4 protein-coding genes are annotated in these 13,467 nt (G+C 49.8%); 1 reads left to right on the top strand and 3 read right to left on the bottom strand.

Annotated elements, in window-relative coordinates; translation table 11 throughout:
• Nucleotides 1-30: 30 nt before the first annotated feature.
• Both EL309_RS10480 and folB read right to left on the bottom strand, forming a co-directional pair.
• Nucleotides 31-654, bottom strand: coding sequence for an NAD(P)H-hydrate epimerase (locus tag EL309_RS10480; RefSeq protein ID WP_004283350.1), 624 nt, complete (start codon nucleotides 652-654; stop codon nucleotides 31-33).
• A gap of 50 nt (nucleotides 655-704) precedes the next feature.
• Nucleotides 705-1,067 carry a dihydroneopterin aldolase gene (gene folB, locus EL309_RS10475; protein ID WP_036494986.1) on the bottom strand — a complete coding sequence of 121 codons (363 nt, stop codon included), beginning with the start codon at nucleotides 1,065-1,067 and terminating at the stop codon, nucleotides 705-707.
• Between the two features lie 59 nt (nucleotides 1,068-1,126).
• Between folB and plsY the strand changes: the two genes are divergently transcribed.
• The gene (gene plsY / locus EL309_RS10470) at nucleotides 1,127-1,735 is read left to right on the top strand and encodes a glycerol-3-phosphate 1-O-acyltransferase PlsY (RefSeq protein WP_040669691.1); all 609 of its coding nucleotides are present in this window, start codon (nucleotides 1,127-1,129) and stop codon (nucleotides 1,733-1,735) included.
• Nucleotides 1,736-2,105: 370 nt separating this feature from the next.
• On the opposite strand, the gene EL309_RS10465 is transcribed toward plsY, so the two are convergent.
• Nucleotides 2,106-13,337 (bottom strand): YadA-like family protein, encoded by an 11,232-nt coding sequence (locus EL309_RS10465; protein ID WP_081463188.1) that lies wholly within the window; start codon nucleotides 13,335-13,337, stop codon nucleotides 2,106-2,108.
• Between the last annotated feature and the right edge of the window lie 130 nt (nucleotides 13,338-13,467).

Genomic DNA, 13,467 nt, shown 5'->3' with positions numbered 1-13,467 from the left:
GCCGTCTGAAATTTTCAGACGGCCTATTGCTTAATCAATACCGATATCCAAACAGATAACTTCGCCTGAAAAGCGTTTTCCTTCAGCCGTTAAATGCGCCGGTTTCAAAGCCGCGAATGCATATGTGATATCGGCTTGGAATGTTTCTTGATCATATTCGGCGGTATCGCCGTTCAAACCGGTCGGTATATCCAAAGCAATTTTCGCTCCGGTTATGCCGTTTAACTGCCTACATACACCCGCTACCTGTTCGGGCAGCGCACCGGTAAACCCCGTTCCGAAAATGCCGTCTACCACGACATCATATTTAATCTCCAATGGAAGCTGATCACTCTCTATCAAACGGACACTGTCAAGATTTTTCAGACGGCCCCGGTTCAATTCCGATAACTCGGAAAGCCGATTACCCAAAACAAAATACACATCAACTTGCCAGTCCTTTTGCGCCAATACCCTAGCGATTACCAAAGCGTCTCCGCCGTTGTTGCCTTTGCCGCAGACCATCAGCGCGCGCCCCGCATTCGGGAAACGCAACAGCAAATCTTTCGCTGCGGCCTGCCCTGCATTTTCCATCAACTGCTCGAAACTGCTGCCAGCATCGACCGCGATCTGTTCGCGCAAACGCATTTCTGCGGAAGTGTAAATCTTAACCATATCCGTCTCCTTTTTTCAGACGGCCTCTCGAATTTAGGCCGTCTGAAAAATCAATCGTCCTCGTCTGAGCGGCTGCGCTCGATTTCTACGCCGACTTCGCGCACATTCGGCAAGATACCCGGCTTGGTAATCCGAACCCGAATCCAAAGTGCATTGAAATCCTCGAAAACCAACTCGGCGATGTGTTCGGCCAAAGCTTCGAGCAGCAAAAATTGCTGTTCTTTCATACTTCTGCGCACAGCTTCACACACATCGCCGTAGTGAACGGTATCTTCGATATTGTCGGAGAGTGCCGAAGTTTTCGGCACGCCGATATCCAAATCCAAAATCAGGGTCTGCATACGCTCGCGCTCCCAATCGTATACCCCGATCAGCGTATCCGCTTTCATACCGTGCAAAAATATTTTGTCCATTTTGTTTTGCGCCATTTTTCGCTAGAATAACCACGTCATTCTAAAACAAAGAATTCATAATGTTAAATTTCTTCGCCGTCCTTACCGCTTATCTCTTAGGCTCGCTTTCATTCGCAGTCATCGTTTCACGCTTTTACGGCATGGACGATCCCCGTTCTTACGGCTCCGGCAATCCGGGAGCAACCAATGTTTTGCGCAGCGGAAAGAAAAAAGCCGCGGCACTGACTCTGTTGGGAGACGCACTCAAAGGCCTGGTTGCCGTCGTACTTGCCCGGGTTTTCCAAGATTCGCTCGGTTTGGCGGACGCAACCGTTGCCTGGGTCGCCGTTGCCGCTTTAATCGGCCACATGTGGCCGGTGTTCTTCGGCTTTAAAGGCGGAAAAGGCGTCGCGACTGCTTTAGGCGTGCTGCTGGCCTTATCTTGGCCGACTGCCCTGATTTGCGCGGCAATCTGGCTGGTGATGGCCTTCGGATTCAAAGTTTCTTCGCTTGCCGCGTTGGTTGCAACAGTTGCCAGCCCCGTTATCGCTTACTTCTTTATGCCTTTTGATTCTTGGGTGGCCGCGACCGTCGTTATCGCTATTTTGGTGCTGTACCGGCACAAAAGTAATATTCAAAATTTATTGCAGGGAAAAGAAAGCAAAATCGGAGACAAAGCCGGAAAATAAAGCATTTACCAATGCAAATACATTTTGACTGACCAATCGAAACCGCTTGGGCTTATCCGCCTGTTAATGCGATAAGCGGTAAGCGCCCGATATATAAGGCCGTCTGAAAACAAGTTTGTTTTTTCAGACGGCCTTATGTTTGACTATATAAAAATAAACCGGGATGAATGCCGGTAGGCCAACCTTTCCTCCCGACACGCTTCCCGCCGGCAACTCATTAAGTACCGCCCTGCTTCACAACTTCTTGAGTATGGTGCAGCAGGGATAAAAAAACAGCAGCTTGAAAGCTGCTGTAAAAGATGAGAGAAGTATTTGGGATTATTTTTCAGACGGCCTCCGCCTTAAAAGCTTTTAGGCCGTCTGAAATTTTTTACCACTGATAACCCACACCGGCGGTTGCACCGTAATGACCGCGCGAGTTACCTGTAGCCGAGCCTTTAACCACCCAGTTGCCACCGTCGGAGATGCTGGAATAGCCGATGGCGTAGCCGCTCTCTCCGCGATAAGTACCGCCTGCTACAGCAACCATGCTCTTGCCCGGCAAATAAGCCTGAGGCAGTCCGGCTACGGCCATTGCCGTGGCCGTTCCGGCATTACCGCGGTTTTCAACATCGTCGATACGCGCGTGGATATTGCCCAGATGGTTCACGACCTTATTAACGGCTTCATTAGTATGGTACAGCTGGCTGCCGTTGATGGCATCGGTAGAAGTTGGCGATACCACCCCTGCCGCCACGTTCTGAATCTGGCGGGTTTGACCTTCCATACCGACGCTGACTACGCCGACTACGTCATTCACACCGGCCACATTCGCATCATTCGCACCAGCATAAGTGTAATGCCCGCCCGCTGCCGTGGTATGTACGGCTGTTGCCGAAGAACTGCTGCCCAAAACCACTGAGTTTTTAATGGTCTTCGTAACATTATTACCCAATACAAACGTATCGTCGGTGGCAACGGTGTTATTGTTGCCGACTGAATACGAGTTGGCTCCGTCAATGATGGAAGGGTCGCCGATCGCACCGGAATGTTTGCCTCTAACCACGTTGCCGGTACCGATGGCAATGGTGTCTTCGGCCAAAGCCTGCGAACCCGTACCCATAGCAATGGAGCGGATACCGCTGGCCATAGTACGCTGTTCGTAGCTTACTTTGCCGTCGGCGCCGACTACTTCTTTCAGCTGCGCACCTTCGACTTTTTTCTCGGTTTGATAGGTATTACCCAGCGCTACCGCACCTTGACCGCTGGCAGACGACTGGAAGCCGATGGCTGTCGCATAAGCCCCCGAAGCGCTGGAGTCTTCGTTGTTGTTACCTTGTACGACAGGTTTAACTTCACCGTCATTAGTATGGAAGAACTTAATACCTTGTTCGTTCATTTTGCCGACGGCCATAATGACGTCGTTGGTCACGTAGGTATTTTGTCCTTCAACGTTGTAAGTGGTTAAGGTGTACTGCTTGCCGCTCTTATCTGCAGATACCGCAACTTTCTGGTTGGTTTCTACAGTTGTGGTTTGCGTACCGTCAGGGTTGGTTACCACGGTGGTTACCGTACCTGCCGGTGTGCTGCTGCCGTCCGAGTTGCTTGTGGCCGGTGCATCCGTCATATTGATAGACGTACTGTTGCCGCCCAATACTTGGTAAGCCTGATACAGCTGGCTGCCGTTTACCGCATCTTTGCTGGTTGCGGAAATTTCGCCGTCGGCCACATTGCTCAGTTTCTTGCCGGCCGCATTCAAACCGGTATCGGTCAGGCTCGGACCATTGGCAATGCTGATACCGTTGCCGTTCAGCGTGGTGTTGCTGCCTACGGAGATACTGTCAACCTTCAGATCTTTAGCGGTAGAAACCGTGTAAGTGGTGCTGCCGTCGGGATTTGCCGCTTTGTCGACAACGATGTTGTCTCCCTGTACCACGGCTACTTTGCTGACTGCAACAGCCTGATTGACTGCTTTAATGGCATCGTCGATATTGTTTGCTCCCGTTCCGCCGATATTGGTCATACGGAGGCTGCCGTCGGTATTTACCGCTGCATCACCGCCAAACAGGTTGGCTACAGAAGCCGCAGTATTGTAAAGCTGGCTGCCGTTTACCGCATCGGTACTGTCAACGGTAACGCTGCCTTTTGCCACATTGGCGACTTTCTTACCGTTGGCATTGATGCCTTGTGCAGTCAGGTAAGTATTGCCGCCGACCGATACGCCTTTACCGTCGAGCAACACTTCGTTAGCACCTTTGCCCGCGGTTACACTGTTGAAATTCACATCATCCGCAGTTGCCAGCGTGTAGGTTGTGCTGCCGTCGGTATTGGTTTCTTCTTTAACGGTCAGATTACCCTGAGCTTCAACTTTATTGCTGGCCGCTGCTTTCACGGCATCCAACTGGGCCTTATTCACAGCATCGGTTGCTTTTTCACCCGCTTTGACACCGGTAATCTGCTTGCCGCCGGCATCAATACCCGAAGCGGTAATGTTGACATTGCCGGCCTTGAGGCCGTCTGAATTCAACGCAACATCGCTGCCGACTTTGACACCGTCATTGTTAAGCACCGTTTTACCGGTCGTTACGCTGCCGTTTTCGCCTAAATTAACCGTTTCTGCCAACTTAACCAACAAGGTATTGTCGGCCGCGCTGCCGGTTACACCGATGTTGTTATCCGTCAACGTTCCGGTTGCACCGCCTTTGATGGTTAGTTCTTCACCCAATTGGCGGTTAACTTTTTCGCTGACGTTGTCTCCGGTGAAGGTCAGCGGTTTGAGCACTTCGGTGTTCAAAGCATTCAAGGCGTCGCTTACGTTATTCAGCGTGGAAATAGCGCCGTTGGTACCGGTAACGGTGAATACCGGATCTTTGATGGTGCCGTCGCTATTGATGGCCGCGCCGCCACCCAATGCTTTAACGGTATTTTTCAGCTGACCGACATTAACCGCATCATTGGCTTTCTTGCCGTCGGCAATATTGCCCAATACTGTCGGAATGGCCGATTGCGGATCTTTGGCATTCAAAGCGGCAATACTGATGTCTTCACCTTCATATTCGGAACTATCAGAAGCTTTCTTGAATTTCACCGTGCCGTCTTTTTCTACCGAACGAACCAAGATATCGCCGTTAGCGTTTACATAGGAGAACGGTGCATTCGCATTCACAACGGTTTGCGTTGTTACCGAAGCATTGATCATAGCTTCGCGCAACTGCTCTACGTTGACTGCATCGTTATCATCCTGGCCTTTTTGCACGTTATTCACTCTTTGTCCGCCTGCATCCAGTCCGTGCGCTGTCAATTTGCCTTTGAACGTAGGTGCGTCTGCCAGCAAGATATCGATATTGCCGGAGCTGTCGGCCACGGTGCGGACATTATCCGAAGATGCGGCAACCGTATTGGCCAAGCCTCCTTTTACGGTCACATTTTCACCTAGCTTACGGTTGAAATTACCGCTGTTTCCGGTGAAATTCAGGCCTTTTTCAACCACGCCGATATTGGCATTGAGTTGCTCCTGTACCGCAAACAGCTGATCGCCTGTTACAGCCTCTTTGCTGCCTTGTGCAACCAAGCCTTTGGCCAGATTACTGATTACCTTGTCGCCGGCATTGATGCCGTTGGTGGTAACGGCAACATTGCCTGCCTTCAGACCTTCTTCGGTCAAGGCTACGCTGTCGTCGACTTGCACACCGTTTTGATTCACAGTCGTTTTGCCCGATTTCACGCTGTTTACCGTAATATCGTCAGCTAAATCAAAGGTTACGGTATCGCTGTTTGCAGACTTGGTGATCACGATATTTTGATCGGCACCGCGCAAATCAACCGTATCGCCCGGCTGCACATTGCTGCTGTCTTTGCCTTGTGCCGTCAGATTCCAGCCTGCTGTTGCTTTGTCTTTAACCGCAGCAATCGCATCATTGATGTTTGCCGCGCCGGTTCCGCCGATATCGGTATTGGTATACGTTCCGGTAGCAGGATTGTAAACCGTTGTACCGCCGATCAGCGTTTCCACGCCTTTGCCTTGGTCGTACAGCTGGTTGCCGTTAACCGCTTCTTTGCTGCCGTCGGCAACCTCGCCGGATTCGATACCGGTAATTTTGCCGTTGTCGTTGACGGTGACTTTGCCGAACTTCGGTGTTTCCGCCAGCTCAATCGTCATCGTATTGTTGGCTACTTTAGTGCGGATATTTTGATCGGATGCTTGGGCATTATCTGCCAAAGAACCTTTAATCACGAGCGTTTCGCCAAGCTTGCGTTCAGACATGCCGGTATTGCCGTCGAAGCGGATGGCTTTACGCATTTCCGTACCGACGTGGTTAAATGCATCTTGAATGGTGCTGACAGTAGGATAATCCGTACCGTCGGTGCGCATAACAGTAATGGCCGGTGCGCTGATGTTTCCGCTGGCAGCATCAAATGCCATGCCCAATGCAGAAGCCAAAGGTTTCAGCTGAGACACGTTCACCGCGTCGGTATTGCTTTTACCTGCAGCAATATTGGTTACGGCATTGCCGCCGTTGTTGAGGCCGTCTGAATTTAAAACCACCGGAGCTTTACCGTTTTTACTGTTTACGGTTACGCCGTCATCATTGACCACCGTATCACCCGCCGTCACGCTGTCGACCTTGATGTCGTCGGCCAAATCAAAGGCTACCTGATCATTATCGGCTTGCTTGGCAATAACGATATTCTTATCCGTACTGGTCAAATCCACCGTTTCACCGGCGGCAACATTGCTGCTGTTAACACCTTCGGCAGTCAGATTCCAACCGGCTCCGGCAGTGTTACGCACAGATTCAATGGCTTCGTGAATATTGCTCTTACCGGTGCCGCCGATATTGTTATTGGCATAAGAGCCGTCGGCAGGATTGTAAGTGGTCGAACCGCCCAATACGTTTTGAACGCCTTTGCCGTGTGCGTGCAGCTGGCTTCCGTTAACCGCATCATTGCTGTTCTCACCTACATTACCGCCGGCAACATTACGAATCACCGTATTGGCCGCATCCAAGCCGGTTTTAGTCAGGCTCGGGCCGTTTTCAATGCGGAGGCCGTCTGAATTTAATTTGACCGTATTTTGTCCGTCGGCATTGCGTACGGTCACTCCGTTACCGTCCACTGTCGTGCGGTTGCCTTGTGCATCGGTAAATTCCGCACTGGTCAATTCTGTCAATTCTTTAGCCAATTTGATATCCAGAGTATCTTGACCGTTGCTGATCACACCGATATTGCGGTCACTCAACTTGGTTGCGTCTGCGCCGCCTTTCAGATTGACGGTGCTGCCTAAATTACGGTCGAAATTACCCGAACCGTTATCACCCGCAAAAGTAATCGGTTTTCTGATTTCCGAGCCGATATGATCGAATGCCCCTTGAATGCTGTTTACCGGATCATATTGCGTTCCGTCGGTTTTCATAACGGTAAATGCCGGTGCGGAAACCGCTCCGCTGGTTCTGTCTACCGTTACCCCCAAGGCTTTGGCCAACGGAGCCAACTGGGATACGTTAACCGCATCTTTGTCGTTTTTGCCGGCTGCCACATTGCTGACTGCTTTGTCCGCAGCATCAATGCCTGCTTTGGTCACGCTCGGACCGTTTTTGATTTTCAGGCCGTCTGAAGATAATACGCTGTCGCCTGCGGTTACGCTGTCGACATTCAAATCTTTCGCCAAATTGAAAGTAACATCATTGCTATTGGCGGTTTTACTGATAACGATATTGTTATCGGTATTGTTTAAATCAACGGTCTCATCAGGCGTTACTTTAGACAAGTTTGCTCCACTGGCCGTCAGTCCCCAACCTAAATTTACTCTGTCGGAAACCGCATCCAACTGAGATTTATTTACCGCATCAGTAGGATCGCTGCCGTTTGCCACACCGGTAATTTTCGCATTACCCGCATCCAGCCCCTTGGCGCTTAACTTGCCGGTAAAGGTAGGGGCATTGGCAAGCTGGATTTCAACTTTGCCGTCCGAAACTACCGTACGGATATTATCGGCAGACGCTTCATCGCTTGCCAAACCGCCGACAATCTGAAGCTTAGAACCCAATTTATGATCAGAACCGCCCTGAACAATGGTGCTGCTGCCTTTATTGGCATTGCCGCTGATGGTAATCGGATCTTTTAAAGCCGTATTCAGATGGCCTAAAGCTTCTTGAACCGTATTCACCGTACCTATAGGCGAGCCGTCGGCACGGGTAATTTCATAAACCGGTTTAACCGGTACGCCGTCCGTTCCGAGCGTCGTACCCAAAGCAGTCAAAACGTCTTTCAATTGGGCAGTGTTAACCGCATCAGTATCTTTAATACCTTTTGAAACATTGGTTACGCGGGTTGCCACGGAAGTTTGCGGATCAGTCGGATTCAAAGCAGAAATAGAGATGTCTGTACCTTTATAAGGAGTGATACCGTCTGCCTTTAAAAAATATGGTTGGCCTTGCTCATTGACTTTACGGATCAGCTGCTCACCGGCTCCATTGATATAAGAGAAAGGTGAATCGGCAGCCACCAATGCCAGATTCTCTACAGTCACATCTTTCATGGCTTGCTGAAGTTGCCCTACATTGACCGCATCCGTTTCTTTATTACCTTTGGCCACGCCTGTAATCTGCTGACCGCCCGCATCCAAACCTTGAGCCGTTACTTTGCCTTTAAAGGTCGGATTGTCTGCCAGCTTGATGGTAATCGTTCCGTTGCCGTCGTTCTCGGTAACCAGGTTTTCGACAGAAGCCGCACCCGCAAAATTACCGGCTTTAATAGAAACGGTCGAACCCAATTTACGGCTGCTGTTCGTACCTTTATCAGCAACAAAAGTCAGCGGTTTCTCGATTTCTTCATTCAAACTGCTTAAAGCGTCTTGAACAGTATGAACAGGTGTTTTAACCGCACCTTCGCTATCTTTCAAAGCATAGCTCGGTTGGGTGTACGTATTGTTTGCAGAGTCGTATTTGCCTCCCAAAGCGGCCATATTGCCTTTGGCAATATTGTCGCTGTCTTTCAATTGAGACATATTGACAGCATCACCGTCATCTTGCCCGGCTGCCAGATTTGTCAGCTTTTGATTAGCGGAATCAATGCCTGCTTTGGTTACACTCGGGCCGCCCGTGATGGTAAGGCCGTCTGAATTTAATGTGCTTCCGCCGGCATTCACGCTGGTTACTGAAAGATTAGGATTCAGTTTGACTTCAATACCGTCGGTATTTGCGGCAGTCGTGATATTGCTGTCGCCTGTTACCGTGAAGCTTTCTCCCAATTTTTTCACTGAAGAAAAAGCACCTGCGCCATCTTTCAACTGCAAGCCGGAACCGTCGATAGCAGTTTTCGCTTGCACGCCTTTTTCGATGTCTTGTTTTGCCGCATCGGTTAAATCGACAGCATAATTCGTTACATCATTATTATCTTTATTGCCGGCGGTAACCGATACTTTATCCGAACCGGTCAACGTGGTTTTTTCAGCGTGAATGGTATAAGCCGTATGATTACCTTGTACATCGGTGGTAACACGGGTGTTATTACCCTGAACCACGGAAGACGTTTTTTCCGAAGCATTGATTGCTTGGGCAACATCGGTTGCCGTTGCAAACGCATTACCGGTTTTATCGGCAGAAACCACGCCGTCGCGTACGTTCAGAGCCGCTGTATTCACGGAGAATTTTACGGTAGACGATGTATCTCCTGCGGTTTCCACAAGCGCGGTTGTACCTTCGCCATCGGCAAAATTAACGACATCATTGCGCTTAACCGTATCTTTGGCTTGACCGTTGTTATGCAGATTCCAACCGCTGTTTGCCACTTCATCCAATTGGCGTTTGTTAACAGCATCGGTTTCGTTTTGTGCGTCGGCAACATTACGGATTGTTTTATTGCCGTTGTCCAGGCCGTCTGAAGTTAAGCTAACCGGATTGCCTGCTCCGGTAGGAGTAATCGTTACGCCGTTATCGGATAATTTGGTCTTGCCGGTTGTTACGCTGCCTGTTGCGCCCAAATCCAACGTTTTGGCAAGCTCGACAGTAATCGTGCCGTTGTCGGCCGTTGTGGAAATATTGGTATCGGCACCTTTAACAGCAACCGTTTGACCCAACTCGCGCTTAAACGGCGTGCCGTTGTTGCCCGAGAAATTCAAACCTTCGGCAATCTTATCTGCATTGCGTTGAATATCAAGGGTATTTTGATCGATTTTTCCTGCATTTTCCGCTGCTTTATCGGCTGCAGCTTTAGCCGCAGTCTGATTGTCGGTAATGCGGGTTTCATGATCCGCAAGTTTTGTTTTATTGGCCTCAGCTTGGTTTTTAGCTGCTTCAATTTTATTTTTCACAGCGTCTGCCAGCTTAAATGTTACGTTACCGTCTGTAGCGGTGGTAACAATTTCATCGCTGGTGCCGTTGAATTGAACGCGTTGGCTCAAAGCACTGCTACCGGTAGTGCCGCCGTCGCCGCCATATTGCAGAGCGATATTGGTACCGTCCGCTTGCGCCAACAATGAAGTATCTACCGATAAGTCATAAACATTGGCGCCGTTTTCAGTTTTAGAAACCACGGTAACTGTTTTGTTGGAAGACTTCACCTGAGTGCGTCCGCTATCAACATAAGCCTTATTTGCAGCATGATTCGCAGCTGTTGGCGCGGCAACATTGCTGATTACCTTATTACCGGCATTAATGCCTTGGCTGTCGATTTGGACATCGCCGACTGTTACCCGGTTAAACTCAACTTCATCTTTAGTCGCAACTTTGATGGTTTTGCCGTTTTGAGTCAGCTTGATATTTTTACCCGCATCCAGCGTAACGGTTTCACCGTTTTTAACTTTGGTTTCCGCTGCAGACTCCAACGTACCTTCGGAAGCCGTCGCAATCAATTTAAAACCTGCGGCTTTCAATTGCGCCACGTTCACAGCATCGGTATCCGCCGCACCGGCTGCAACGCTGGTAATCTGGCGGGTAATTTCACTGCCTTTACCCACAGCTACAGCAGCCGTCGTTGCCGTCCATGTGCTGTTGGCTTTATTTGTTTCCGCACCCAAAGGATCCGCACCGGCCACACCATGAGCGGTATTGGCTACGCTGCCTGAACCTAAAGCAACCGCATTGGCAAGATCCGCACGCGCCTCACGGCCAATGGCAGTCGCGCTGTCTGCATTAGCACCGGTGTTGGCCAGATAGCCCAAAGCCAAGCTCTTGGCACCGGCCGCATTCGATTGCCGCCCCAACGCCACAGCCTGAACAGCTGCGGCAGAAGATGATGTTCCGATAGCCACAGTATCGCCTGCCAACGCTTGGGCGGTATCGCCGATTGCCAATGCGCCGTTACCGCCCGCAGCTTTACTTGCCGCCCCCAAAGCCAAACTGCGGTAAGTTACCGCTCTGGCCGAATAGCCGAACGCAGCCGATCCGGCACCGGCATTCTGGTCTTGCGCCAAATCAGCAGCTTCAGGGCCTGCATGCGCATACGCGCCGACCGCTACTGCAGAATCTTGCGTGGATTTCGCACCATCGCCGACCGCCACGGTAGATTTACCTGTCGCATGGGAGTCTTGACCGCCTGCAAATGAATTTTGACCGGCCGCTTCGGAAGCTTGACCAACTGCCGTTGCATTTACACCGTTCGCTTTACTTGAAGAACCAACCGCAACAGACCCTGCACCGGTAGCGGCAACTGTTGCACGGTGTCCGACAACAACTGCATTAGCCGCAGATACTGAAGCGTCTTTACCGATTGCGATGGTATTGGTACCTGTGGAAGCTTGAGCATTATTACCCACCGCAATATTGTTTTCAGCCCCGGCACGGGCAGATTTACCTTGAGCAATAGCATTCGCGCCGCTTGCTTGAGCGCCATGACCCAAAGCCAAAGAAGACACGCCCGTTGCCTGCGTACCTACAGAGCCTACGGCGACTGCATAATGTGCAGTCGCCTGGGTACTATTGGTTCCTACGTTTTGTGCACCGCCGATAGCAATAGAAGAAGTACCGGTTGCTTTTGCTGAATAACCATGGGCTATAGAATAATCTCCACGTGCTTCAGCACTTGCCCCCACTGCAGTTGAGATAGTACCTATTGCTTTTGAACGCGCGCCCACACCAACCGACGAACTGGTATAAGCAACCGCCCGATCGCCAACAGCAACTGTTCTATCTGCCTGTACCCTAGTTTTTACAGCAATACCGTCAATTGCATCTAATGAAGTTGGCGCATTGGCATAAGTACCGATGGCAACATTAAAATTGCCTCTTGAAGAAGCCGCAGCATCCGTTCCGAGTGCAATATTATTGTTAGGTGCATCGGCTTGTTTTAATGCGCCATCACCAATTGCGATATTTCTACCTTCTTCTGCTACATTTTGTATGCCGTACCCAGCACGACGGCCTATCGAAATATCCCAATCAGCACTTGCTTTGGCTTCCTGACCAATCGCAATCGCTTGATTGTCCAAGGCTTCGGCACGATCGCCTACGGCAACGGCGGAACCGGCTGTCGATTTCGTTCTGTAACCAACAGATACTGCGCCATCTCCATTAGCAAGAGCCTCTACACCTGCTGCTAAGGATCTTGGCTTTTTCGCACCATCATTATCATAGTTGCCTGTAGCTGCAGTAGTTCCTGCGTTATTCACGCTGTAAAAGCGTGTCTTGGTATTTTCCAGATTGGTTACATTCCCGCGCAATGCCGTCAAAGCATCAACCACCGTATACAGCTGGCTGCCGTTCACCGCATCCGTACTGTTTTCCGAAATCTTACCCGGCGCAACATATTTCAATTGCCGTTCAAAGCCTTGCGCGCCGAAAGAAACAATATCCCCATCAGATACGCTATTGCCGGCTTTAAAATCGAAGTCAACATTATTAATTCTCAAGCGATAAAAAGCTGGCGCTTCAGTCGAAGGCGTAGTAATGGCAACTTTATTACTATTTAGAGCAACATCAGTGATACCTTCTGCAGTTGTATTGACTGTAGAAGCACCTGCACCAATAGCCACAGCATTCTCTTTATCGGCATGTGCGCCGGCACCCAATGCAACCGATACAGCACCTGCCGCATTAGATCGTGTACCAAACGCAGTCGCTAAATCAGCAGCTTTTGCCGATACGCCTACCGCAACAGCCGCTTCCCCTGATTGGGTAGAATCATATCTTTGAAATAAAACATCGCCCGTAACTGCACGATATTTCAATGCAATATTACTAGTATTAGCAGTGTTATTTCCCCGCGCTTTCGAAACAATCAACAAATCGTCACCACCAATGGCAACTGATGAAGATCCCGAAGCTATCGTATCCGCACCAATTGAAACAGATTGTACGCCCGTAGCCTTTGCTTTAGAGCCAATTGCTATAGATTGATTACCATTTGCAGCAGAACCAGCACCACATTTAATATTGCCGCTAGGTGACCCCGAGCTGTCAGTTTCACAATACAAAGTGGCAGCTTGAGCCTGATAAACTCCGCCAAATGCCATGCCCAAGCAAACAATCATTGTACGCAGCCCCGTACCCCACAGGGAAAGGCTTACGTTATTTATGCTGCTTCCCACGGAACCTTTAGACGGTTTCCCCTTTGTCTTCTCAATTTCAGAGACTGCAACCCATGCTCCTAAAGACTCGTTCCAAATGGTGCGGTAACTTTTATTCATATTTTTTCCTGTGAGTAAAGACGCTGATAATGTTTTGCTGCCTGCGGCAACTATATAAAAATAAAAAGTAACTAAAATGACATTTATTGTCACTTAAAAACAAATAATGATAGTTAATATAAGGTTAATA

Origin of the sequence: Neisseria weaveri (assembly GCF_900638685.1) — a bacterium.
GTDB lineage: Bacteria > Pseudomonadota > Gammaproteobacteria > Burkholderiales > Neisseriaceae > Neisseria > Neisseria weaveri.
This window is presented reverse-complemented; position numbering and strand designations above follow the sequence as displayed.

What these genes read in the sequence shown, in the direction of transcription:
- EL309_RS10465 (WP_081463188.1), bottom strand. Translation starts at nt 13,337, where the DNA reads ATGAATAAAAGTTACCGCACCATTTGGAACGAGTCTTTAGGAGCATGG.
- folB (WP_036494986.1), bottom strand. Translation starts at nt 1,067, where the DNA reads ATGGACAAAATATTTTTGCACGGTATGAAAGCGGATACGCTGATCGGG.
- plsY (WP_040669691.1), top strand. Translation starts at nt 1,127, where the DNA reads ATGTTAAATTTCTTCGCCGTCCTTACCGCTTATCTCTTAGGCTCGCTT.
- EL309_RS10480 (WP_004283350.1), bottom strand. Translation starts at nt 654, where the DNA reads ATGGTTAAGATTTACACTTCCGCAGAAATGCGTTTGCGCGAACAGATC.